At 60.0% G+C, this 25510-nt stretch carries 18 protein-coding genes; 8 read left to right on the top strand and 10 right to left on the bottom strand.

Annotation, left to right across the window (positions count from 1 at the left end):
• Positions 1 to 139: 139 nt before the first annotated feature.
• On the bottom strand, positions 140 to 343 hold the full coding sequence (locus tag X727_RS01000000164600) for a hypothetical protein (RefSeq protein ID WP_155921622.1): 204 nt from the start codon (positions 341 to 343) through the stop codon (positions 140 to 142).
• A 370-nt stretch (positions 344 to 713) separates the two neighbouring features.
• Positions 714 to 1085: a response regulator gene (locus X727_RS153845; RefSeq protein WP_023670881.1), complete on the bottom strand. Its 372-nt coding sequence runs from the start codon at positions 1083 to 1085 to the stop codon at positions 714 to 716.
• 522 nt (positions 1086 to 1607) lie between these two features.
• Between X727_RS153845 and X727_RS153850 the strand changes: the two genes are divergently transcribed.
• Complete coding sequence (locus X727_RS153850; protein WP_023697126.1) at positions 1608 to 2300, top strand: class I SAM-dependent methyltransferase; 693 nt, start codon at positions 1608 to 1610, stop codon at positions 2298 to 2300.
• A gap of 53 nt (positions 2301 to 2353) precedes the next feature.
• On the opposite strand, the gene X727_RS153855 is transcribed toward X727_RS153850, so the two are convergent.
• The 5 genes from X727_RS153855 to X727_RS153875 are packed head-to-tail and all read right to left on the bottom strand — an operon-like array spanning position 2354 to position 9848.
• Positions 2354 to 2620 (bottom strand): acyl carrier protein, encoded by a 267-nt coding sequence (locus X727_RS153855; RefSeq protein ID WP_023670883.1) that lies wholly within the window; start codon positions 2618 to 2620, stop codon positions 2354 to 2356.
• A gap of 55 nt (positions 2621 to 2675) precedes the next feature.
• Positions 2676 to 4232, bottom strand: coding sequence for an AMP-binding protein (locus tag X727_RS153860; protein WP_031204169.1), 1557 nt, complete (start codon positions 4230 to 4232; stop codon positions 2676 to 2678).
• Entirely contained in the window at positions 4222 to 6249 is a 2028-nt protein-coding gene (gene asnB / locus X727_RS153865) for an asparagine synthase (glutamine-hydrolyzing) (protein WP_023834094.1), read from the bottom strand. The genes X727_RS153860 and asnB (X727_RS153865) overlap by 11 nt, the downstream gene beginning before the upstream one ends.
• Before the next feature lie 6 nt (positions 6250 to 6255).
• A complete protein-coding gene (nadE, locus tag X727_RS153870) occupies positions 6256 to 7236 on the bottom strand; it encodes an NAD(+) synthase (RefSeq protein WP_280806359.1) in 981 nt (326 codons plus the stop codon).
• A complete protein-coding gene (locus X727_RS153875) occupies positions 7233 to 9848 on the bottom strand; it encodes an AMP-binding protein (protein ID WP_348524525.1) in 2616 nt (871 codons plus the stop codon). The genes nadE and X727_RS153875 overlap by 4 nt, the downstream gene beginning before the upstream one ends.
• Before the next feature lie 477 nt (positions 9849 to 10325).
• On the opposite strand from X727_RS153875, the gene X727_RS153880 reads away from it, so the two are divergent.
• Entirely contained in the window at positions 10326 to 11051 is a 726-nt protein-coding gene (locus X727_RS153880) for an AAA family ATPase (protein ID WP_031204167.1), read from the top strand.
• Positions 11052 to 11130: 79 nt separating this feature from the next.
• Here X727_RS153880 and X727_RS153885 read toward each other — a convergent pair whose 3' ends face one another.
• Complete coding sequence (locus tag X727_RS153885) at positions 11131 to 11343, bottom strand: DUF768 domain-containing protein (protein ID WP_023670889.1); 213 nt, start codon at positions 11341 to 11343, stop codon at positions 11131 to 11133.
• An 87-nt stretch (positions 11344 to 11430) separates the two neighbouring features.
• Entirely contained in the window at positions 11431 to 12909 is a 1479-nt protein-coding gene (locus X727_RS153890) for a calcium-binding protein (protein WP_023701115.1), read from the bottom strand.
• Between the two features lie 999 nt (positions 12910 to 13908).
• Between X727_RS153890 and X727_RS153900 the strand changes: the two genes are divergently transcribed.
• From X727_RS153900 to X727_RS153920, 6 genes are all read left to right on the top strand, one after another.
• Positions 13909 to 15135, top strand: a complete 1227-nt coding sequence (locus X727_RS153900; protein WP_023834090.1) for a glycosyltransferase family 4 protein — start codon at positions 13909 to 13911, stop codon at positions 15133 to 15135.
• Positions 15132 to 16391, top strand: coding sequence for a polymerase (locus X727_RS153905; RefSeq protein WP_023681031.1), 1260 nt, complete (start codon positions 15132 to 15134; stop codon positions 16389 to 16391). Before X727_RS153900 ends, X727_RS153905 begins: the two co-directional genes overlap by 4 nt.
• Position 16392: 1 nt before the next feature.
• Positions 16393 to 18390: an asparagine synthase (glutamine-hydrolyzing) gene (gene asnB, locus X727_RS153910; protein WP_023834089.1), complete on the top strand. Its 1998-nt coding sequence runs from the start codon at positions 16393 to 16395 to the stop codon at positions 18388 to 18390.
• 1 nt (position 18391) lies between these two features.
• Positions 18392 to 20593, top strand: a complete 2202-nt coding sequence (locus tag X727_RS153915; protein WP_023834088.1) for an exopolysaccharide transport family protein — start codon at positions 18392 to 18394, stop codon at positions 20591 to 20593.
• A gap of 69 nt (positions 20594 to 20662) precedes the next feature.
• Positions 20663 to 22831 carry a polysaccharide biosynthesis C-terminal domain-containing protein gene (locus tag X727_RS1000000165555; RefSeq protein ID WP_031204163.1) on the top strand — a complete coding sequence of 723 codons (2169 nt, stop codon included), beginning with the start codon at positions 20663 to 20665 and terminating at the stop codon, positions 22829 to 22831.
• Positions 22832 to 23046: 215 nt separating this feature from the next.
• Positions 23047 to 24252 carry an acyltransferase gene (locus X727_RS153920; protein ID WP_081726096.1) on the top strand — a complete coding sequence of 402 codons (1206 nt, stop codon included), beginning with the start codon at positions 23047 to 23049 and terminating at the stop codon, positions 24250 to 24252.
• Positions 24253 to 24301: 49 nt separating this feature from the next.
• Here the strand turns inward: X727_RS153920 and X727_RS153925 are convergent, their stop codons facing one another.
• Complete coding sequence (locus tag X727_RS153925) at positions 24302 to 25438, bottom strand: NAD-dependent epimerase/dehydratase family protein (RefSeq protein ID WP_081726095.1); 1137 nt, start codon at positions 25436 to 25438, stop codon at positions 24302 to 24304.
• Between the last annotated feature and the right edge of the window lie 72 nt (positions 25439 to 25510).

Here is a 25510-nt window from a genome sequence, read left to right as displayed (position 1 = left end):
GTATACGGGCGCGGGGTTCACCGTTGCGTCACCAGGCGATGTCGCGCCGCGTATTTGGGCTTGATAAGCACGATCTAATGTATACGATTCACCCAGCCGGCCTGGCTCCCCCGCCATCGGGCCGGTCAGGCCCGACGGTTCAACGCACCACCCCAAACGACTGTCGGGCCGCCAGGACGCTCACTGCGCAGCCGGGTTCATGCTTTGCCTTTTTTTCTCGAAAAGCGCGAGCTTGGTCATATAACCAATTCTGATTTTTGCATGGCATTGGGTGCAGTTGAAGTTGGATATCACCTTCAACCACGATCCCTTTTTTATGATGACATGAGAACAGTTTGGACATTCCAGTTCCAGGTACTCGTCGCCCATATCGTTTGAAATCGGCACTACGACACTCCCCAACAGTTGCCCGTGAAACTTGCGCTTCGAGATCGGCCGGCACCTCCGTGCTCAAGCCCCGAACGTGGGTCCTTGGCAGATGTTCCGCAATCCGACCTCTGGCGACGGGATCGGACCTAAGTCCAAATCGCCGCCAACAGGCCGAGAAGTGGAACCCGGCGGATGCTTTTTGAACGCTGAATTTCCGTCCTCGCCGGTCGTAGTCCGCCGTCCTCGTGGCCAAAGCGCCAATGTTGCCTTTTGTGAAACTGACCTCGCCCGGCCTACCAGGTCGCCAGGGCGCAACTCCGGTAATGCTACGGTCGGAGCGAATGTCAGCGCGAAGCTGTGCGCAGGGACGCCAACTCGCTGACAGCAGCAAGGATGACAGCATCGGTTGCCGGCTTCGGCAGGAATCTGCAGTCGCGGAAAGCCGCGGGAACGTCGGCGGGGCCAAATCCCGACAAGAAGGCAAAGGGGATGCCTCGCGCCTGCAATATCCTCGCCACCGGCAGACCCGTTTCACCGTTCAGCTGGATGTCTAGCAACGCCACGTCAATCTTGTCCGATTCGACAAGACGCAGAGCGGCGGATACCGACGGCACAGGTCCGACCACCTGATAACCGGCGCGACGCAGCCGCGCGGCAGTGTCCTGCGCGACTAGCCATTGATCCTCAACAATCAGAACACTCACGCTTTCGCTCACGGCCCCTCTCTGCGATTGACCGGAAATGAGATGTCGATCCGAGACCTTCGGACAGTTGTTTCGACATGTCCGCAAACCTATAGGTAACCTCTCCATGCAGCAAGGTGAGGCTGATGCTGGAGCGGAGGCGCTTCCACCGACCACTTGCTGAATTACCGGAGCCGAAGATTAGCGCGTCAATGGAGCTGCGGTCCGCCTCCGCTCCATCAGAGTTGGATAGGCATTTACCCTCTCCACGATCCGCAAAATCTAAAAGCCTCCGTATCACGCCATTGGCTCTTCAAAGCATCAGCAGCACCTCTCTCTCTCTCTCTCTCTCTCTCTCTCTCTCTCTCTCTCTCTCTCTCCATCTTGGGCGACCTGAGATTGCGGTCGGTCAATGAGCGTCAGAAGTGCGATGCACCGAGTTTGTGCCTGCAGTTTTTCGAAGGAAAGGCTTGAGAATTCATGATTTCGGAGCAGGTTTGGCTGGCGCATGAGCGCCGCAGATCTATACTGGGAGATCAAGCGATGGGGTCGGCCATGAGCAAAGAGTTCAGTGTAGCTGATGCCTATGGCGCCGGCCGCGCCATGTTCATGGGACTTGAACTGCTGGTTTCGCCCGGTGCGCTCGTCCCCAGACCTGAGACCGAGTTGCTCGGCAAGACCGCGCTTGGTGTGTTGCATCAGATGAACCTGCCGGCTCCGCGCATAGTTGATATGTGCTGCGGCACTGGGAATCTGGCGTGCGCGATCGCCTACCATGTGCCCAGCGCCCTTGTCTGGGCAAGCGATCTCACCGATGAATGCGTCGAAACGGCACGCCGCAACACCTCACATCACGGCATGGCTGAGCGTCTTTCGGTGCTTCAGGGCGACTTGTTCGACTCTCTCATCGGCCTTGGGCTAGACGGAACTATCGACGTAATCGTCTGCAATCCGCCTTACATTTCTGAAAAGCGGCTCGAGGGCGACCGCGCCCATCTGATCGAGCTTGAGCCGCGCGAGGCGTTCGCAGCCGGCCCTTACGGCCTGAGCATTCATATGCGCGTACTGAAAGACGCACCGCGATACCTGCGGCGTGGCGGCATCCTGCTCTTCGAGGTCGGGCTTGGCCAAGACCGACAGGTAGCGGGTCTGCTGGAACGCAGCAAGGCATTCGAGAACATCCGTTCGGTCTCGAACGAAGCGGGCGAGGGCCGGGTGGTTCTGGGGCAAGTCAAGTCGCAGGCATGAATCCTGCGACAGTCAGACCAAATACGGGCTGCTCTGGGCGTAACGCTTACCCATCAGTTCATTTTGCGGATGATGTATTGCTCGATCCCCTGGATGGAATCGAGGTTTTCAGGCAGAAGTTCGCTATCCTCGACGGTAATGCCAAAGGTCTCCTCGATGAAGCCGATAATCTCAAGCACACCCGTCGAGTCGACAATGCCTTGATCGAGCAAGGATGCGTCATCCAGCAATGCCTTGACGTCGCTGACGTAGAAATTCGAAACCAAGAAACTACGAATCTGCTCGCTGTAAATTCCGGTGCGTTCCTTGATGGTCAACATGAATTCGTCCTCCGTGGCGTCACCATTAAATCAGCGACTTGGTTCTGGCCCCGCATCATGACAGCGCCGTTTTCTTGAGTTTTCCCGTGTCCGTCATCGGCAGGTTCGCCACAACGACGATGGATTTCGGGACCATGAAGTTTTCCAGACGCTTCTGGCACTCCTTCTGCAGTTCCCTTTCGCCAATGGCTCTTCCATGCTCCATCACCACAAAGGCTTTCACCGCTTGCCCGAGGAGCTCGTCGGGAACACCGATGACAGCCGCTTCTCGGACTCCTGGAATGTCCATGAGTACGTTTTCCACTTCCCTTGGCGCCACCTTCTCGCCTCGCGACTTTATGATCTCATCCCCACGGCCAACGAAGTAGAGGTAACCCTCCGTATCCATCCGGCAGTAGTCGCCGGTGTATAGGACCTGCTCGCCGGGCAGCGGGCCGGGTTTGAGCTTCCTGGCCGTTGCCTCGGGCTTGCCCCAATACCCCTTCATCACCGTTGCGCCGCGAATGACGAGTTGGCCGACAACGCCTGGGCCTATCCGCCTGTCATGCTCGTCAACGATCCACATCTCCGTATTCGGGATTGCGATCCCTACGCTCAATGGCTTTCGCTCGAGGTCCTCTGGCGGCAAATAGGTGCAACGTTTGCATTCGGTGAGACCGTACATCGAATAGATGCGTGCACCCGAAAACAGCTCGCGAAGCATGAAAATATGCTTGAGGGGTAGGGCTGCCGCAGTGTTTGTGACGTAGCGGATGCTCGAGAAATCCTGGTCTTTGAGGGACCTGAGTTCGGAGAGTGCGGCAAAGATTGTGGGCACGCCGGGAAAGCCCGTAACTCCCTCCTGCCTGATCAACCCGAGGATCTGTGCCGGGAAAGCGAACGAGCGTTCGAGCACCAGCCGGGCGCCGGTACGAAAAGCCATGATCATCTGGTACAGTCCATAATCGAAGGCGAGGGGTAGGACATTGAGGATCACCTCGTCCTCGGCAATCGCCAGGTAGGAAGCGATAGACGCGCACGCGGTCATCATGTTTCTGTGCGTCAGCATCACGCCCTTGGGTTCGCCCGTCGACCCGGACGTGTAGATGATGGCTGCCAGATCAACATCGATGCACTGCCGTGCCGGCGGCGTATCCGCGCCATTGGCGAGGGCGGCGTCCCAGCGCACTGCAAACGGCAGCTGGGCGAGTTCGACGTCGTCGATCGGTCCCGATACGATCACCCGCAGAAGTGACGGGCAGCCGCGCGCCGGCTCGCGGAAGATCGCTTGCAGATGGCCGTCCGTGATGAGCGCCGTCGGCCGGCAGTCGTTGAGCAGATAATCGAGCTTGTCGCTCTTGGTGAGCGGGTTGACGATGCACACCACCGCATTCGCCTTTAGCACCGCCCAGAAGCTAACCACCGTCTCGACGGTGTTGTCGGCGAAGATCATCACGCGATCACCGCGAACGACTCCGCATGCGGCCAGGTCCCAGGCGATCGCGTTGGCTCGCGTTTCGAGTTCGAGGTAGGTGACACGCTGCCTGTTGCACACCAGCGCCACCTTACTTCCGTGTCGGACGGCGGAATGGGCGAGGTAGTCATGTAGCAGTGGTACGGCATCATGCAACATACAGGCGCTCTTCCCGATGTTCGCAGTCGACGTCGACGCTGAGCGTGCATTCGAGCGTTGCACTGGGACAACCCGCGACGAACTGCTGATGAAGAAGTTGGGTCGACAACACGCCGACCAGCGCCATGTTGTCGGCATTGGACAGGTCGCCATCGCCAGTTCTGGCCTGGCATTTGGCAAGCAGGTGCGTGACCCCCTTTGGATCGAAAACATTCGCCTCGCGCAGGGCCGTCTGCGAAACCGCCTCGCGAGTGTAATCCGGAGCGTCTGCGCCGACGAAGCAAAGCGCGTTGGGCGCGCGGAAGGGCTGCTTCTTGCGGGCTACGATCTCGGAGGGCAGGATGGGTGCCGCCATGCGCTTCAGCACGTGCTTTTCGTCGAGGCCGCGGAGTTTGAAGGAGGGTGGCAGCGAATTCGCGAGCCTCACAAGTTCATCGTCCAGGAACGGGAAGCGCCCCTCGACGGAGTGAGCCATCAGCATCCTGTCGCCTTGCGAGGAGAGCAGATAGCCCGACATCAGTGTTTGCACCTCGAGATACTGGTCCTGCGCAAGGGGACTCCAACGGGCAAACTGCGCGGGCAGACGGGCGAGCAACTCGGACACGGCGTCGCGGCCCTGCGTTCGAGCCCGCATATCGGCCGTAAACAAGCGCTTGATGGCCCTGGTGGTTTGCCAGCGGGTTTCATGAGCAAAGCCCGGCGCGTCGTAAGCCTGAATATTTCGCCCGAAGAACTGACGCGCCATCGCCTGCTGTTGCACCGGCGAGCGGGTGAGATAGGGGTAAAGGCGTTCCAGGAGCCGAGAGCGTCGTGTCGAAGTCGGGTGGCGCCCCCAGAAGCGGCGGACCTTGCCTTCGCGGAACAGGTCGTAGCCGGCGAACATTTCGTCAGCGCCTTCGCCGGTCAGCACGACCTTGATTCCACGCTCGCGCACCAGGCGCGAGAGCAGGAAGAGTGGCGCCGGGGCAGTCCTCAGTATCGGGCGTTCGGTGTGTCGGATTACCTCCGGAAAGATTCCGGCTATATCTCTGCGCGAAACGACCACTTCATGGTGCTCACTGCCGGTCGCCTCGGCAACCATTCGCTGGAAGCGGGTCTCGTCATATTCGGCGTCGGCAAAACGCAAGGAGAAGGTTTGGAAGCGCTCGCCCGCGAAGCGCCTCGCGAGCGTGGCCACAAGCGAACTGTCCAGCCCTCCGGAGAGGTAGCACCCGACAGGCACGTCGGCGCGCACCATTCTGAGCGCCGTCGCGGCCTCAAGAGCGCTAGACACGCGGTCCACCGCGTCATCGCTGGACCCGGTGAACTCGCCCTGCCGCGATCCGAACTTGTCGGGATAGGAAGGCTGCCAAAAAATCCGCTCACGAACGGTGCCATCCTGATAGATGCGGACATGACCCGGCTCGAGTTCGTTGATTCCGTGGAAAACTCCTTGCGGCGGAACGACCGTCCAGAGCGTGAACGTCTGATTGATGCCGGCTGGATCAAGGGCGCGAGGTATGGTTCGATCGGCCGCGAAAATGGCTTTCACTTCGCTGGCGAAATAAAGCCGGTGCGCATGTTCGCTGAAATACAGCGGGCAAATGCCGAAGCGGTCGCGCGACAATATGAGACGATTGGCCACTGAATCCCAGATCGCAATTGCCCATTGGCCGTTCATCCGCTCGAAGGCCGTTTCTCCCCACTCACGATAGGCGTGCAGCGCGACCTCCGTGTCGCTGCGGGTTCGGAAGCGGTGGCCGAGTGCCGTGAGTTTTTCACGCAATTCGACGTAGTTGAATATCTCGCCGTTGAACACGATCCACGTCGTATCGCCTGTATCCGCCATCGGCTGCTGGCCACTGGAAAGATCGACGATGGACAGGCGCACATGCGCCAGCCCCGCGCGTCTGTCCCGGTAGAGACCGCGCCCGTCGGGACCGCGATGCGCCAGCGCGCCCATCATCTGCATCAGCGCCTGCCGCGAAGGAGAAGCCGCTGTGGCATTCAGCGCCACGATTCCAGCGATGCCGCACATGCTCGGTCAATCTCCGCCTTCGGCGGACAGCAAAGGCCGCGCGTGAAGATAGTGGGCCGCCCTTCGTTTCGCTTCGATGCCCTTGAACACTTTCTGAAGCTGGGGCTCGGTGAGGCCAGCAACCGCCGCGAGCTCATTGCTGGCGACCCCGTGGTTCAGGCCGTAGAGGCATAGATCCATCAGGTGATAGGGCAGCGCGAAATAGAATTCTTCCTGGCTTTGGGTCATGGAAAAGGTGTCGGTGGTCGGTGGCCGCTGCCGGATTTCATCATCCACCTCGAGATATTCCGCGAGTTGATAAACCTGGGTTTTGTAAAGGTGAACGATCGGCATCACGTCGGCGGCTCCGTCGCCCTGCTTGACGAAAAAGCCCTGGTCGTACTCGAGGCGATTTGGAGTGCCGACAACCGCGTATTTGAGGCGGTCGGCGTGATAGTATTCCGTCATCTTGCGCAGGCGCTGCTTGTAGTTTGTCGCAGCAACGATCTGCAGATAGGCAGCTGGCGGCAGACGCACGGTATCTACTTTACCCTGCGGATCCTGGACCGTGAGGCGGGTTATATTGAGCCCGCTGCTCTCCAGAACCGACGCGATCACCAGCTTGCATTTCCACCCTACCCCATAGTCGGGAACGACGGTCTGGATCGCATCGATCTGCCGGCGGTAGGCCCCAATGGCCTCCAGTGCCGGTGCTATGTCCTCAAGGACGCTTTCAATGCCAAGCTGTGCCGCGACGCGGCGGCCAAGTCTCAGGGAGTCGCCGGAAGAATCCCGCTCCGGCATGAACAATCCCAGGACCTTGTCTTTCCCGAACGCGCGCATGCACAAGGTCGCGACGACGGAGCTGTCGATACCGCCGGAAAGACCGACAACCACGCCGCGACGATGCAGGGTGCCGAGAACCTGAGTGCGCAAGGTGTCAACGATGCGATCGACCTCCGCGCGGGCATCGAGCGTCAGCATGTCCTTGCTGAATTCCGGAATTATGTCGATGACAAGTCCTCCCTTTTGCGAGATTCGGCGGGGGAATAGGTCTGCACGATGGCCGTCTCGATAAGCGGACGGTTGGTGGCAAGGTTTGGTTCGACGACAAGGTCGATGTGGCTGCCCGTGATCGAAATGACGTCCAGGTGTGCCAAGACGCTGTCCCAGCCCAAGGCCCGCGGCATTCCCTCCCTGCGACATCGGAACAAGGTACCGGAGAGGGGCAGAGCCGGTTTCGGTGCCTCAAGCCACTGGAAGAATGACTTCGCCCTTAAAACCTCCTGCAGTTCCAGTTTGGTCCTGAAGATCGTCGGGTTGAACTCTCCATTGGCAAATCTGTCCAGAATCCTGGCCAGACGCGCTTCGCCGCCCACGGCGACGGTGATCTTCGCAAGGGCTCTGCAAGCCATCCGGTGCGCGGATATGCGGTTGGTGCGAATACGATAGAACGTACGGGTAAGAGTCTCCCAATGGTTGCTCGGCTCGTCCAGAAGGCTCGTGTCGAGGATGCCCAGGAACCGCACCGTTCGCCCGGCCTTCATGAGCCGTGCGGCAACCTCGAATGCAACCGCGCCACCCAGAGAATGGCCGAGAAGTCGCACGGGGCCCGCAGGTTGGATGCGGCTTATCTGCTCGAGTGCGGCGCCAGCCATGGCGCTGAGGGTGTTGTGTCCGTCCAGTATCGCCGCAAGGCTCGGATATCGGATCGGGTTTACACGGGCGACTTTTCCCATGGCGGCTGCGAACGCAGCCAGGCTCGGACCATAGCCGACGGACCCTGGAAACAGGAAAAGAACCGGGGGGTGGTGCTTCTTTTCGCGCCCTTCGCCTAACCGTGCAGAGACGACCGCCTCAACCATCTCGTCCAAGCTCATGCCGACGGTGAATGCCTCGAGGCCCAGCTCTTGCCCGATGGCGTTTTCGACCGCCATGACGCAGTGCAGCAGCTGCAGCGAATCTCCTCCAGCATCATCCCAGTTTCCCGTGGCAGTGCCTGTGTTGAGAACCTGCGTCCACGCGTGCTGCACTATTTGACGCGTGTCCTTTGCTCCTCCGGCGGGCGGAGCATCGAGAGTGGACGACCGGGCGGCTCGCGCCCTCCTTCCGTGCGAACGATCTATCTCGGCCAGTGTTGCCAAATCGACCTTACCTCCCGACAGGCGTGGGATTGCGTCAACGGTGTGCAATCGCAAGGGACGCAATGGTGCCGGCAAGGTCATTCTGAGGAGCCTGCGAAGGTCGTCTGCAAAAGCGCCGCCTGCGAAGCGCTGGGGAACCGCGAAGGCGATGAGTTCCTGCGCGGCAGTTACCATCACCACGGCATCCGCCACCGAAGGCGCGCAACGCAAGACCCGTTCGAGTTCGGCGGGCTCGATGCGTCGACCATTGATCTTGATCTGGCGCCCTTTGCGGCCGACGATCCTCAAGATGCCATCATCGTCGAGCCGAACGAGGTCCCCGGTCGAAAAAAGCCGAGCCTCGGGATCGTCGGGGTCCGGCTGCGCGGGAACGACCACACCGTTCTCCCAATGACCAAGCAGGACATAGCGGCTTTTGATCAGAAGCTCTCCACTTTCGCCTGGCCCTACATTGCGCTCCGCTTCGTCGACGATAGCGAATGTCATACCAGGGAGCAGCCTGCCGACGGGAACCGACGCGTCTTGCTCGGGCCAGTCAGGCGGCAAGAACCATTGCGAACCGATGGTTTCAGTCGATGAGTAGCCGATCTGGATCAGACACTGGTCCGAAACGGCTTTGCGCAGCAAAGCGATGTCCATCCATGACACTTTCTCCCCACCGATCCGGGCCACTCTGAGCGGCCAGGAAGCGTCGGCGGGCGCCTCAGCCAGGAGGGCTCGAAGCAGTGCCGGCACAAGATAGGCGATCGTCACACCTTCGGACTGCAATCGAGCGCGCGTAGCGCGCAGGCCGACAGCCTCCACCTCGAGAAGATGCAACGTGGCGCCCGTCAGCAGCGCCGCAAAGATCTCCCGGCAACCGGCGATCGTGGCTGGCCCGGTCAGCGGCAGGAAAACGTCATCCGCGCTGATATGGCACGCATCGACATATTGCCGGACCCGCCATAGCAGGCTGCGTTGGCTGTTGACGATTCCCTTGGGGCGCCCGGTGCTGCCCGAAGTGTAAAGCACCAATGCGGGCGCATCGACCGAAACCATAGGGGGCTTATGCTGCTGTTCTGGGTGTTGATCGTTGGACGCCACGGCGGCCGCAATTTCGATCCAGACGATCTCTTGGGCCAATTCGACCGGGCGAACATTTTCGGCGCCTATAATCGCGCCGAGCCCCGCGGCACTGACTATATCGAAAATGCGAGAGGCGGGATCTCTTGTGTTGAGCGGGACCGAAGGCCGTCCCGCCGCCATGGTCGCCAACATCGCCACAGGATACCAAGCGGAGTTTGCTTGCAGGATGCCGATGGCCTGCCCTTCGGGGACGACGGCAGCGATATGAGTTGCCAGCGTCTCGACCGCCCGGAAAAGCTCAGAAAAAGTCAGGCGGTTCGCGCCGTCGCTGATTGCGAGCTTGTCAGGATGCCGCCTGGCGACATCTCCAAGGTGGTCGAAGATTGGAATGTCCGCAAATTTGGCACCCATCTGTCGGTAACGGCGCCAGACTGGCCCCCCTTGGTCAAGGTCATATTCGGGAACGACTGACCACCTTCGGGTGGGTCGCAGATCCACCTGTAGGTTTTGATTTGCCACTTCCGAATGCAAACACACTGAGGACATTCAGGGCCCCGCCAAGCTGTCGGTCGAACATCGCTCGCCGCGGAGATCTTTTCATCAATCATTCGGATGATGCCTCGATCTTGCCTAGCCAGCGCTTCCCGAGCGTCCTTCAGAAGTTTTGCCATTTGTGTCCAGCACCGGTCGTTTTTCCTTGCAAGCTCCGTGGAGCGCAAGACGGCTTGCCCAGGCGAACGGATGCGATCGGCATCTCCGCTAGAATCCGGGCTCGGTGCCTAGATTCACTGACTGGAACAATCATTCAAATGAACGTTGGTGTGATCTGAAATCCGGCTAAGCTTGATCCGTAGGGGAATGACTGCTCGTTCGGAGACGCTTGAGCATATGATCATCGAGTTGTTTGGGCCGCCTGGCGCGGGTAAAACCACGCTGCTGCGCGGCCTCTGCCAAGGGCTGGCGAGACACGGCATCAATGTGAAGACAGTAAATGGGTATCGCCTGATTGAACCTGGATCGGCTCAGGATGACGCTCCGGAAATCCGCCATGGCATAAGAAGAATTGGCAAAAAGATTGCCACATCCGGTCCTATCTTGCTGTCGACCTTGCCAAAGGACAGTGTCGCGGCCCGGCTTCTGGCATCGATCCCTCTTCGAAGCCGCGTGTGGTCATGGCGAATGAAGGTCGACATCGCCCAACTGTGCCAGTCCTGGCGCCAAGCGCGGGAGTCGCCCGGTTGCTTCATCTTCGAAGAGGGCATGATTCAGGCTTTGTGTGCGCTGGGTGTGCTGGCTAGAACTCCAAGCCTCGACGCGGTTCGCGAGTGCCTGGCGTTCCTGCCGCGGCCGGATCTCGTTGTGCAACTCGACGCGCCCCAGGAAACGTTACGCCGCCGTCTTGTGGATAGGCATGCGCAGCAACCGCTCCTCGAGGTTATGCTGTTCGAACTTGGCGTGGACAAAGGATTAAGGCAGGCCGAAATCTCAAGAGAGGTCGGCGAGTGCCTGCGCCAGGACCGATGGCCGTTGATACAAGTCAATGGTGCTGAACCTCACGACGTGGACGGGGTCGTCGCGCGCGTTCTGGGAGAACATGTTGGTCATGCTGCCTAGGCTGGCCCATGACCTATGATCCACGACACATTTATGCATTTGGCGCCAAGCCGGGCAGCATCTGCCGCCAAGCGCGCAATCATGTCGAATCGTGCTGATCGAGCACTTCGAGCATGGTCGTCAACATGCTTCCGACTTCCTCAGAGATTTCCTCGGGGCGGATTCCCGCTCTGATGGCATCCGCCGTTGCTTGGTCCGCAAGTTTCGCCGCAAGAGCCGGATCGGCCTTGGTGTAGAGTGGGATCTTGTCCTCTACCCATTTCTGCAGGAATTCGATGCCGCGCGCGCTCATACCAAGTACAAGCTCGGCGGGGCTTCTTGGTTCCGTCAGCCATATTCAAGAACGTCAGACCATCTTGCTCAGCTGACGTTCCCACGGTCACGTCACGATGAACGAGGACGCCGTCAGAGCCAGATGTGGCGATAGAGTGGCAAATTGGATCTGATGTGCGCCGCCCGAGCCGTCGCTGTCAAAGGAAAGCGCGCCGGTCGTGCTGTTATAGACGATGTGATCGCCGCTGTCGTGCGCGGCCCTGCCGGCGTAAAACGCCGAAGAGGGAAGGGCGCCTGTATGCAGGCCGGCAAACACGGTGTGGTCGAGTTGGATCTTGTCGTGGCCCACTTTGAAATCGGTGACCTTGTCGATATTGCCGACCTTGAGAGCCGAATCGAAGACAAAGACGTCGTTGCCGCCATGTCCCGTCAGAACGTCTCTCCCGCCACCGCCGTTGATAGTGTTGCTCCCGGAATTGCCATCAATGGTTTGGGCGAATTCGTTTCCCGTGAGCTTGATGGCGGCAGTTCCCAATTTGCTGGTGGTCGCAAGATGCTCGACCTGCGAGCCGGCCGACAGCGCGTAGCTGACCGATGCCAGCACGCTATCGTTGCCGCTGTGCCGCAGTTCCACCACCTTGTCGCCGGCGTTGTTGACATAGTAGGTGTCGTTGTAGCCGCGGCCCATCATCGTGTCCGCGCCAGCGGTGCCGCGAAGCACATCCGCGCTACCCGTGCCGTAGAAAATGTGATCGCCGGTGCTGGTCGGAGGGACACTTGTGGGCGGAGGCACTGTGCTGGTAGGCGGCGGCGTCGGTTCGCTGGCCGAAGGACCGCTTGCGGTGCTCTGGTTGTGTTGAAGGAACAGAGCCTGCAGCGTCGGCGAGCTCTCAAGCGCCGTGTCGCCCTGTTGAGAACCCCAAGCATACGCATAGTCGAAGGCGGGCGAAGGCGCTACCTTGGCCCAGTGGTCCAACATGGTCTTTTCCTGAGCAACGCTGGGCAGGACATAGCGACCGCCCGTGTCGGTCGTCCAGTCGCCGCCGCCGAAGGTCTGATACACGGGAACGACCTGACTGAGCGGGATGCCCGAGGCGACGGCCGCCGCCACAGTCCTGTCGATCATGTTGTAGTCAATCGTGCTTGTTCCGGTCCGTACCGGGTAGGGATCCAAGCCGTAATAGTCGATATGCGTGTTGGCAGGATTGAATGTGTTTGAAAAGTCGGGGTTAGCGGAAGACCCCATGTTCATCATGGTTATGAAGGTCTTGGCGCCGGGCAGGTGGCTGTGGATCCAGTCTGACTCCGCCTTCAGATCAGCGGCGGTGGCATAAGTTCCCCATTTGCCGGTCGGGTCCGGCTCATCGACGAGGAAGAAGCCAAACACTTTCGGATTGCCGATGAAGGGCGTGACCTTCTGGATAAAGGAGGAGGTTGCACCATCTGCTTCATTGAGCCACACCAGGCCTTTCTGGCCGGCCGGCAAGGCGTTGAGCTGGTCCAAGGAAGATACATCAACAAGATTGAATCCGGCTTTCGCGACCTCGGAGGCCGACCCGCCCGAGGCGTAATGGAGTGTTGTCATTGACATACCCTTCGTCCGATTCGGTAGGCGCCCCACACCTGCCTAGGGAAAGGATCCATTAGCGACAAATCAAATACCGGCGCCCCTTGATAGAATCTTTGATCATACTCCGGAAAACACAACAGCCTCGATGCTACGCAGAGGTATGTAGATGATCCAAGTATGGGGTGCTCAAGCCTGCAACGAAAGCATTGCAGGAAGTCTGCCGGAGCGCCTTGTGCGTTTGCAGTGGCGGCAATCGGCCAATGCGCGCTTGGGTTGCGCGAGCCACCGCCCAAATGCGCGCTTCCGCAGGATTTATTCGAGCTCAGACCGCAAAGGAACCGCGCCCTGGCGAAGCCTCCCATTGCAGCCGCTCAATGCTCCTCGTAAAAAGCCTCGGCGCCAAAATGAGCAAGGCAGTACTCCACAAGGTCATGCGAGGCGCGCGCCGCTGGCAATTGCGGAGAGGCACTGAACTGGATCCCACCGGGTTCAACGGAAAGGCGGGCGTGCCGGTCCGGATGACGGCGAGCATGGCAACGCGGTCGCCCATCCGCGGGAAGAGGCGGCTGGTGGGTCCGACCATATCCAGAGACCGGGTGAAAGCCTGCTTCCAGACGAAGCGATCGGGAGAACTGGCGGTGCGAGTCATCACACCGCCTGGTCGCGATGTTGATCCGGCGAGAGAAGGCGGGCGGAAGTTGCTTTGAACGCGGCGCGCGGACCTTTCGAACACAGCCCTTTTTTATATCCGGCCCGCCGTGTCGTACGCGAAGATGTCGTCCTTGCACCGTCAGACCGGATGAATCCAACTCACTGACCGAGGCGACAGCGATTGTGGCTGCATTGCCGCTTCGTTGATCAGCTTGCTTCATGCAAACAGACGAGGACAGCACGAAAGCCTGCTCCTAGCGTGGGACTGGCTGTTGTGTGTTCAGGGGCGATGAAACCGGCCATGGAAACCGCGGATAGGATCAGCTGTTTTACGCGATTGGTATCGCATCCAGGAGCGACAGGATGAGTCCGCATCTGGTTTGCGTTGGAGGCGAGGATCATAGACTAAGAATCCCGTTTCTTTTGGCGCTTCGCGAAAGGGGTTTTCAAGTCACTGCCGTTTCGAGTGATCTCGGAGCCGCCTTCTCACCCCATGGCATTGCCCATCGCCGATTTGGGTTCGACCGCTTTGGCAGCGGCGGTGCAGAATGGGGTGCTGTAAGCGCGATCCGTGAACTGATGTCCGAACTGCGTCCGGACATCATTCAAAGTTTCGACACCAAGCCCAATATCCTAACTCCACTGGCGGTGCGCGGGCACGTTCCCGTCGTTCGCACCATCAACGGGCTTGGTTGGACATTCTCGTCGCGGGAGCCGCGGGCCCTGGCATTGCGTCCTTTCTTTTGCGGCCTTCAGGGGGTGGCGTCTCGTTGGACAGCCATGACCGTCTTCCAGAATAGTGATGATCAGGCCTTCTTCGAGCGCTATCGGCTGGTGGCTCGCGGCAAAGGGCGACTGATCCGGAGTTCTGGCATCGACCCCGATGCATTCTCGATGGCAAGGTATCGTGGTCCTTCGGCTGCCACGATGCGCGAGGAACTTGGCCTACAATCGGCCCAGGTCATAATATTTGTCGGTCGGCTCACGCGGCAGAAGGGGATTCCAACCCTCATCGAGGCGGTTCCTCGCGTTATCCGCGAGAGGCCCAACGCGCGTTTCGTACTTGTCGGCCCGCAAGACTCCGAAGGTCCGTTTGCCGTCAGCAGAGCCGATATCGAGCGCCATGTTCCCCACGTTGTCGCATTGGGGCCAAGGCGCGACATTCCAGCCCTCCTTGGCATGGCGGATATCTTTGCGTTTCCGACGCAATATCGCGAGGGAATTCCGCGTGTCCTGCTGGAGGCGGGATTGTCCGGATTGCCGATCGTCGCCTCGAATATGCCGGGCTGCAACGATGTGGTTGAGGATGGCTGGAACGGCTATCTCGTGGCGCCGCGCGATGCGGATGGCTTGGCCTCCCGGATAGTCGATCTTCTTTCCGACCCCGCCCGTGGCAAGACGATGGGCAGCCGTTCCGTCGGATTCGTGCGGGAGCGGTTCTCGCTGTCGTGGGTGATCGACCAGTATTGCGACCTGTACAAGACAATCCTGGGTGGCAGATATCGCAGCAGGCTTGTTCAAGCTGCGCAGGCGAATCCGAGGGAAGAGGCGGTGCCAAGCCCCCATCGACTGGGTGAGGCGCGGCAATGATGCGTGATGCGCTTCTGGCCTTCGGCGTCGCGATGTCCTACGCGGCGCAACTCAGCATCCCAGGGCTGCCCTTCGGCTACAGCGAACTGTGCCTCACGCTCTGGATAATGCTGTCGATGACGCGAATCCTTGCTGGCGGCCAACTGGAGGTTACGCCGGCCCTGGCCAAGCTTGGGCTTTTCTGGCTGATCCTGGCGCTTGCCATGGGCGTGGGTTACATCATCGGTTTTCTGACAACCACGTTGTTCCTGGATCCGTTGTTGCACGACACGCTGGCCTATGTGCTGTTGGCGTGCGTCACCTGTCTGGCCGCTGCGGAGCCCAACGCGTCTTTCCGTTTGCGTCGTATCGCCTGGTGGATGGTTGCTATCGCGAATGCGGGCTTCATCATTCAGGTAGGGCTTGGCTTCGGCTGGCTCCATCAGGCTGGGGTCGAGCCCTGGTACTGGGACCGCTTCTGCGGATGGTCCGACAATCCGAACCAGCTTGCGCTCTACTGCGCCCTGCTCGGTCCACTGGCCTTGCATCTTGCCACAACCACCAGCAATAAATGGGGAAGATGCCTTGCCCTATGCAGCCTCATATTCACCGTTTACGTCGGAAGGCTGACAAAAAGCGATACCTACCTTTATACCACGGTCCTGGCTTGTCTGATCCTTCTCGGGCTGCGGGTCCGGGCCTGGCTGACGAGCGACGGCAATAAGGCGAGCCTTTCAAGGCAGCTTGCCGTCTTGATGGCCGTTGGCTTCCTGCCGCTGGCCCTGTCTATAGCGCCCTATGCCCTCAGCGAGGCCTCCAGCGCCGAAGACTTCGCCAAGAGCCTGACCAAAGACAAGGGCGGGGAAGCGACTGCCCAAACCGCGGCGCTTCGCCTCTACCTCTGGAATGCAGCCTTGGAGAAGGGGGCACGATCGGGATCGCTTGGACTGGGTCCGGGCCCGCACCTAGATAGTCCGCCCGTGGTCAATCAACAGTTTTTGCCGCGGCCCTTCGAGGCGCACAGCACCATCCTGGATCTCTACACTCAGGGCGGCCTGATTTCAGTTCTAGCCCTGATGTGGATCTTCGGCTCGGCTGCGTTGTCCGCCTGGCGGGCGAAGCTGGACGCTCTGGTGGCGCTCGTGGCATCGATCGCCGTTTTCAGTGCTCCGCATTTGGTCATCCGCCATCCGATCGTGTGGTTCTGTCTGACCCTCTGCCTTGCCGCTGGGACGCCGGAAGCGATCCCTGCGATTGTTCGCCAGAGGAGATGCTAGAATGTGTGGGATCGCCGGAATTTTGTTGGCGCCCGATGCAGCCAACGCAAGTGCGCTCAGGGCCATCGGACCGATGGCGACGGCGCTTCGTCATCGCGGACCTGACGGTGAGGCCTTCTGGGTGAGCCGTGAAGGGGGGGTAGCCTTCGGCCACCGGCGACTGGCGATCGTCGACCTGTCCGAAGCGGGTCGCCAGCCAATGCTCTCCGCGAGCGGTCGGTATGTCATCACCTTCAATGGCGAGATATACAATTTTCGCGATCTGCGCCGTGAACTGGAAGGGGCGGGCCATCATTTCCGCGGCGCCAGCGACACGGAGGTCATGCTGTGCGCGATCGAAAGCTGGGGCCTTAATGCAGCCCTCGCGCGCTTCGCTGGCATGTTTGCTTTTGGGCTGTGGGACCTGAAGAACCGAACGCTTCAGCTTGCCCGCGACCGAATGGGGAAGAAGCCACTTTATGTCGCCCTGACACGTGATGCGCTCGTCTTCGCCTCGGAGTTGAAGGCGATCACTCGCTTCCCAGGCTTCACCCCGGAACTCGATGTCGATGCGGCGACGACAATGGTTTCCAAAGGCTGGGTGCCGGATGACCGTTGCATTTGGCAAGGCGTGTTCAAGCTGCCACCTGGATCAGTCCTGTCGGTCACTGCGGCGCAATTCGCCAACGCCCGAGGCACCGGTTCGCTTGCGCATCGCATTCACCCTTGGTGGTCGCTGGCCGATGTCGCCTGCAAGGGACAGCGCGATCCGATAGCTGCCAGCGACGAGGACCTCGCAACCGAGCTCGACAGCCTGCTCCGCCTGGCCGTCAAGGAACGAATGATTGCAGATGTGCCGCTGGGCGCCTTTCTGTCGGGCGGGATCGACAGCTCGACTGTCGTCGCCCTGATGCAGGCACAGTCCCGAAACCCCGTTCGGACGTTCACCATAGCGTTCGGGGAAGGTGGGTTTGATGAAGCTCCCCATGCGGCCGCGGTTGCTCGGCATCTGGGCACCGATCATACGGAACTTCATCTCTCGCCGGCTGCCGCGCTTGAGGTCATTCCGGAACTGCCCCGGATTTGGGACGAGCCGTTTGCCGATGAATCGCAGATACCGACGCTGCTGGTGTCGCGCCTCGCGCGGCAACACGTAACCGTGGCGCTTTCAGGCGATGGCGGCGACGAGTGCTTCGCAGGCTATTCTCGACACTTCCTGGCAACCCGCCTCACAAAGCAGCATGAGCTGCCATTGTCATTTCGCCGGCTGTTGGCATCGGGGGCTGGGTTGCTGGCCCAAGCCTCTCAGAAAGATATCTTCGGCAATCTGCCGCTTTCGGCGAATATGCGGCATGGCTTGCGCGGTGACCGCCTGGCTCGCCTTGCCCGCCTGCTCGCGGCGCGAGATGAGGACGAACTCTTTCTGCAACTGACAAAATCTTCAGCCAACGACCTTGTTCATCGCAAGCCGTCGACAGCACCTACCGACACCACAAAGCTCGACGGCCTGCTCTCGCGTCTCCTATTCGCCGACATGACAGGCTATCTACCGGGCGACATTTTGGTGAAGCTCGATCGAGCCACCATGGCCAACAGCCTTGAGGGGCGATGCCCGATCCTGGACCATCGCGTCGTTGAATTTGCCTGGCGGTTGCCAGCCCGTGCCAAAGTCCGAAACGGGAAGGGCAAATGGTTGCTTCGACGACTGCTTGATCGTTATGTACCACGCCGACTGGTCGACCGGCCCAAGCAAGGTTTCGACGTTCCGGTCGGGACTTGGTTGAAAGGGCCCTTGCGCGGCTGGGCAACCGATATCATTGCCACGATCGGCCGCTCCGGGGACGGGGTCATCGACCGTGAGAAGGTTGACGCATGCTGGCGCAATCATCTGCATGGAAGCCAAGATAATTTCCGCGACCTGTGGCCGGTGCTCATGTTTCAGGCGTGGCGCAACGAAGCCATGCGGCCATCGACGGTCGCCACGCACCCTTCTTACCATATCGAACTGACAGGGGATTGAGATGGAAGGTTCCATAGCCAACCGCGCCCGGCGTCCGCGCGCCAAGCAGATGGAAGTTGGGACACTTGAAACCAATCTGCGCTTGATGCGGCCGCCACGCGAGCCAACGCAATCGTCACCCTTCCACCAGCTCGTCATCATCCTGACGACGCGAAAATGGTTCTTGCTTGCCGTGGCCCTTCTGGGCGGCATCCTGGCCGGACTGGCGGGCTTCACCCGCCCGGTGCTGTTCGAGGCAACGACCCAGGTCATTATCGATGCCCCGAGCAGCAGTGCTTCGGGCGGCGTGGCATCCGCCCAGGACTCGCTGGAATCGAACATCGATGATCATCTGACGATGCTCTCCTCGCAAGGCCACCTGCGTCGGGTCCTGGCAGCACTGCGCAAAGCCCAACCAGTCGACGGTAACGGAAAGACCGTCGTCAATGCCGTCCCGCCCGCGGCTAGCTCGTTCCTCATCGATCTCCTGAACAGGGCCTGGAGACAGGATAACAAGGTGGCGGAAAATCCGGACGCAGCGGACGCGCCCGAGCTGAAGGCGCTACGCAACGGAATGAGGGTCGGACAAGAGCTGCGATCGCGCGTCATCACCATCGGCTTCACCGATCCAAGTCCGGCGCGTGCGGCACTTGTCGCGAACACGTTTGCCCAGGTCTACATTCAAGATCTGGTACAAAAAAGCCGGGCATCGGATCAGGTTCATCTGGATTCGATAGTCGCCAGCCTTCCGCAAGTACAAAGGGATCTTGTCGAAGCGACAGATCGGCTGGAGACATACCGGCTCACGCATGGCGCCGTCGATCAGACTGCGGCCAACAACGCAGCCAGTGAGACAGCGGAACTCGGCCGGCAGATATTCCTATCGAAAGCCAGTCTTTCCGCGTCGGAAGCGCGCCTTCGCCGTATTGAGGACCTGCGCAAGGCGGGCGCCCCGGTCACGGCCATCGCTGAAGAAATCGGGTCGCCCGTGTTGACGGACCTGGTGGCACGCCAGTCGGGTGCCGCCGCCGACGGCGATCTGCGCAACGCGATCGCCCGCGAAATGGAGCAAAGCGTTGCCCGAATCGCTGCCGAGGCAAATGTCTACCGGTCTCAGGCTACGGCTCTTGAAAGTCGCAAGGCGATGCTCGACGCGGCCGTGGCCGACACGGCGAGCCAACTTTCGGGGCTGCGTTCCCTTGAACCTAGGGTAGCCATCGTGACGCAGCATTACAACGAACTCCTGAGCCGGCAGCAGGACTTGACACGTCGCATCGCCGCTCCTTCGCCAGGCGTAGCGGTCCTTTCGACCGCCTGGCCGCCGTCGACCCCCGTGACATTGTCGCCGATTTTCCTGATTCCCCCCGGCATGGTCGTCTTTGGTCTCATGGGGGCGGTCATTGTCCTGGTCCGCAACGGTTTCAACCAAACCTTGCGCAGTGAAGCCGAAGCCGAGGCCGAGCTTGGGGTCCCGTGCGTAGGACTGCTTCCCAGGGTTGCGGGACTTAATGCCAGAAAGCTGCGGCATCTGGTTCTGAGCCAGCAGAACTTGCCGTTCAGCCGCGCCGTGACTTCGCTGCTCGTCACTGCGGCGCCAACTCAGGGGAAGGGGCAGCCGCCGCATATCATTCTCGTGACGTCCAGCATCCAGGACGATGCCAAGACCGAGTTGGCATGGAGCCTGGCGCTGGCGGCAACGCGGCTGGGAGGAAGAGTGCTTTTCCTCGATCTCGATCGCAAGGATGTACGGCTCACGAACGGGTTTCGTGGTGAATTCAGCACCGACAAGCCCCGGAACTCCTTCGGCGACTATGTGAATGAACGTTGCGTGCTGAAGGATGCAATTACGAGGATGCCGGAAATCGGTATCGACCTCATGGCCGCTCCAGCACCTTCCGATGATCTCCTGACGCTTCTGTCCACCGTCGACAAATGCCAGTTCACCGAGGAGCTGCGTTCGGCCTACGACGTGGTCATCATGAACGGTCCCCTGGGCCTCGGGGGGCCTGAAACCAGGCTGCTTAAGCGCTGGGCCGATTCGGTGCTTTTTGCCGTTCGCTGGGCAAGGACGAGGCGCAGCATTGCCCGTGGTGCTCTGGATGCAATAGGGGCCGGCGGATCCGCCACCGTTCCAGTAGGGAGTGTGCTCACCCGGGTGAACCTGAAGAGGCTAGCCGGCTCCAGGCTCGGAGACAACGCCGATCTTCTGTTGGAGAGGGTTTGAAGATGCGTGTGCGATCTTCAACAGAAGCTCCAGAGAGCGATCGCGCCCCTAAATCGAGCCAGCTACACGATGATCATTGAATTTTTCGGACCTCCAGGATCCGGCAAAACAACCTTCGCACATGCGCTTGCGCAGCAGCTGCGCGGGAAAGGCTATCACGCCAAGGTCGCTCTCAGCTACAAGCCAAGCACCAGGGCCGCCAAATATGATCTCGGAATCTTTCTATTCATATCACGGATCGTATCGGCGATATTTTCAACCGCCAGAATACTGCTTTTTTCGGCAGGGCGAGCCGATGATATTTCCAATTCCTTTGCAATGGTGAGGATGATACCGCCAAGGAACCGAATTTGGCGCGCGCGAATCTGGCGATACATCCTGCACCTTTCGCGTTGCTGGAAGTCTGCTGAGCAATCGCCCGAAATTATAATTTTCGATCAAGGATATGTTCAAGCGATTGGTTCGCTTGCGATGTTTAATGGGAGCACCAACCCCAGAGCGCTGGAAAAGGCGCTCAGCCTCGCACCGGCGGCCGATCTCACCGTCAGGCTCTTGGTGCCAGCTGCGGTCGTGGAAAGTCGCCTTCGTCGGCGGATGGAGCTTGAGCCGCCGGCGGAACGGATTTTCGAGGCCGACTTGAACGTGAACATGCGCTCGTTCGCCGTTTTTGAAGCGATGCATGACCTCCTGACAACATCTGGCCGGGAAATCATCTCCGTCGAAAACACCGATGGTCCATCGACCTTTAAAAGTATTTGTCGGATTGAGAGACAAATACTTTCTGCATTGTCGCGCTTCGATAGGGCGGTCGGCGAAAAGCAAATTGAGTTGCCGGCTCATCGCGCAGATGTAACTGGTTCAGCAACCGCACCGCCGCGCAACAAGGACATGGGCTCGCGGCTCGCTTGGGCAAGCATATTCGCCTTGCTGATCTATATTGGTGGCGCTGGTTTGACCAGTCTTGCCCAGTTGGCAATTGCACGCCTTATCGGACCTCACAACTACGGCATCTATTCCTACGTTCAGGCTTGGACGTCAGTGCTCGCCTATCTGGCAACGCTTGGTTTTAATGTATCATTGTTGCGTTTCCTCCCGGCCTATAGGGCCAGTGGCAGGCTTGATCTGGCCCGCGGCGTGATAAGATTTGCGCTGCAGAGATCGCTGATAGCGGCAACCTTGTTCGGGATGATCGGCGCTGCGTCCGTCCTGTTCCTTTCAGATCCAACGGAAAGAGGGCTTGAGACAAGCATCGTGCTCGGCATGATGGCTGTGCCCTTGGTTACGGCCTATGCTCTCGGAGCCACGCTTGTGCGTGCTTTCGGCGGCGTTGTCTCGGCGTTGTTGCCGGAGCGCATCATGCGAGACGGGCTCCTGCTCGTGTTGGTAGCGCTCCTGGCATTGTCGGGATTTCGAACAGTGGATGCGCCCTCGGTGACGCTGGCGGTGCTTGTGAGTTCCGCTTTCACAGCGGCGCTGGTGTTCATCATCGCTAGGAGGTTTGAACCACCCGGCCTGGGACACGCCAAGCCAAGTTATGCCTCGAGGGAATGGTGGCTTGCCGTCCCCCCGCTCATGCTCATCACTGGGCTCGATGTTTTCGTCAGTCGGGCAGGAGTCCTGGTTTTGGGCTGGACAAGCCATATTGCTGAAGCGGGTATTTTCGCGCTGGCCTTGAATGTCGCGATGCTCGTGGGCCTGTCCCGTATCGCCGTGGCAACCATGTTTTCGCCAACAGCAGCCGATCTCTACGTCAGAGGCGATCGCAGAGGCCTACAACAGCTGTTCGCGCGCGCAACCCTGCTTTCTGCTGGCGGTGCCATCCTGGTGGCCGTCCCAATGATGGTGATAGTCGAGCCGTTCTTGAGCTATTTCGGTGAGGGTTATAGCGCGGGAGCGCCGATCGCACGGGTTCTGATTTTGGGATATGTCTTTGTCGCGCTGTGCGGGCCCCAACAGAATCTCCTGACCATGACTGGAAATGAATGGGCTGCGGCAACGACGATGGTAGCGGGTGCTGTGGCCAATATAATTGCCTGTGCAGCCGGAGTTGCGGTGTACGGCCTGCTTGGCGCTGCGGTGGGTGTGGCACTTGCACTGAGCATCTGGAGCATTGCCATGGCCGTCTATATCCGCAAGCGACTGAAAATCATGCCAGGCTTGGTTTTTGCCTTGCTGTCGATCAGGCCGAGCGCGGTCGATGCCCGTCAATGGCATTGGTTCTTGAGGGCGAGCAAATGAGAGCACTGTTTTGGCTACGGTGATTGCCGTCGTTCGGGCAGGAAGTCACGAAGCCCGGATCGCACAAAGGCCATAGGGCTGCACAGACGCTTCGGCGTATCTCTGTTCCGGACACCCGCGCGGGCAGCCGATACTTCGCGGGCTGTGTCCGTCATTTGAAGGATGCATCAGTTTCGGAGGCGCCCCAGGGTGTGCTCACAATCTGCGGAGCATCCATGGAACAAGCCCGAATGGCGAGCGCCTCGGCGCCTGCAGTGCGCCGTCGCTCGGAGAGATCGACGCCTGTCGAGCGCAGCCAACGCGAAACCCTCACCCAAGTTCAGGTCCTGCGCGCCCTCGCGGCTAGTTCGGTCGCGCTGCGACACGCCCAGCATGATGCGGCCACCCTGGAATTACAGGCCGGCCGCACCTTTCAGAGCTGGAATCCGATACCATGGAGCGCTGGAGTCGATATTTTCTTCGTGATTTCCGGCCTTATCATGGTGCATACGTCGCGACAGCTGTTCGCAAAGCCCGGGGGCGCGCGTCTCTTCATTTCCCGCCGGATCGCGCGAATTGTCCCGCTATATTGGGCGCTCACCTCGCTCTACATTGCGGTAGCGGTGGCCGCCCCAAATCTTCTCAACCAGAGCTACGTCGATTTCAGGTTTGTAGTCGAATCCTACTTATTCGTTCCGGCCAGTCGCCCTGACGGCGTCGTTCAGCCGGTCTACGAGTTGGGTTGGACGCTCAATTATGAGATGCTGTTTTACGTGCTGTTCACGGCGACGATCGTGCTGCCCATGCGGTGGGCAGTTACGGTCCTGCTCACGATGCTGGTTGGGATGGTGCTCTTGGGCGCTCTTGCGGCTCCTTTGCCAGAGCCTTGGGGTTTCTGGACCAATCCGATCATCCTCGAATTCGCTTTCGGCGCGATGATCGGGGTCATGTGCGCCTCGGGCCTGCGGCCTTCCGGCCCAATCAGGGCCTGTGTCGCCGCAACGGGACTGGGTGCCCTGATGCTTGCGGCGGCGTTTCCCGATATCTCGGCCGGCCTTGGTCGCCCTGTCGTGTATGGCATTCCGGCGTCTCTAATTGTTTGGAGTGCTGCCCTGGCAGAGCCGGGTAAACTGAGGCATGACAGCCTGGCGGCGAGGTGGGCCGCTGGCGTTGGCGATGCGTCATACGCTCTTTACCTCATGCATCCATTCGTGATCCGCGCCATGCGCATAATTTTCTGGCGTACAGGCTTGATCTTTGTGCTCGGCCCGTGGGCTTTCATCGGTTCGGCCTTGGCGATAACCCTGGGCGTGGCATTTATCACCCACCGTCTGTTCGAGAAGCCGCTCACCCGCTATGCGCGGCGCCTTTTGGGGGTCGGGCACAGCACAGGGCGGCAGCTTGGGCCCCTTCCAGTGCCGGCCTATCCCAAGACAGATTGATGGCGAGCCGCGACCCTGCCACACCAAGGAAATGCCGCTGTTGTGCTCACTATGCCGTTGCCGTAAGGCCGGCTGGTCGCACCTGTCCGACGGGGCATGCATGGAATTCCCGATACCATTCCACGAAACGTTGCACGCCGTCCTCCAGTGTTGTCGCCGGTGCGAAGCCAACGGCGCGGCGGAGGTCCCTGACATCGGCGCGGGTTTCCAGGACGTCACCTGGTGGTAAAGGTACGTTGACGCGAAGGGCGCGGCGACCAAGGGCCGTCTCGATGAGCGCGATCAGATGGTTGATTTCTTCAGGCCGATCATTGCCGATATTGTAGAGCCGATACGGCGCCGAGCTGGTGGCAGGATCGGCAGCGCGACCGTCCCAATCGGGATCCTGACACGGTGGTTTGGCGAGCACGCGAACAACCCCCTCTACGATGTCGTCGATATAGGTGAAATCCCGCCATACGCGCCCGGCATTGGCGATTTCGATCGTTCGGCCCTCGGCGATGGCATGGGTGAAAGTATAGACAGCCATGTCGGGCCTGCCCCAGGGACCATAGACGGTGAAGAAGCGCAGTCCGGTTGCGGGCAAGCCGAACAGATGGCTGTAGGAATGCGCCATGCACTCGTTGGCGGCCTTGGTGGCGGCGTAGAAGCTCACCGGATGATTGGCACCATGATGCTCGGAAAAGGGTATGCGTCGATTGGCACCATATACGGAGCTCGACGAGGCATAAACGAGATGGCTGACGCCGGCGTGTCGGCAGCCCTCCAGAACGTTGAGAAACGCGACTATGTTTGACTCCACATAGGCATGCGGGTCCACGAGCGAATGACGTACCCCGGCCTGGGCGGCCAGATGCACGAAGTGCGATGGCTGGAATTCGCAGAACAGCGCTTTCACCAGCGACCGGTCCGCCAGGTCGAAGCGCATCGGCGTGAACCTCGGCTCGGCGCAGAGCCGTGTAAATCGCGCCTCCTTCAGCTTCAGGTCGTAGTAAGGCGTGAAGTTGTCGACGCCGATGACCTCGGCGCCGAGCCGCAAAAGGCGTGACGCAACATGAAATCCGATGAACCCAGCGGCGCCCGTGACGATGATCGGCCCCGTGTGCGTAAGGTTCGACGCAGCACCATCCTGCAGCGCGTGAACGATATCCGCCAGCTTGTTGACCTTCGAATCTGCCTCGGCCATGGCAAGTCACTCCCGTTTCCAGGTTCCGCGTTCCGCGCTATCTCGGCAGCGCCTGAACGATCGGAAATGGCG

Source organism: Mesorhizobium sp. L103C105A0 (genome assembly GCF_000502215.1).
Lineage (GTDB): Bacteria > Pseudomonadota > Alphaproteobacteria > Rhizobiales > Rhizobiaceae > Mesorhizobium.
Note: the sequence above shows the minus strand (reverse complement) of the source record. Positions and strands in the feature narration are given on the sequence as shown.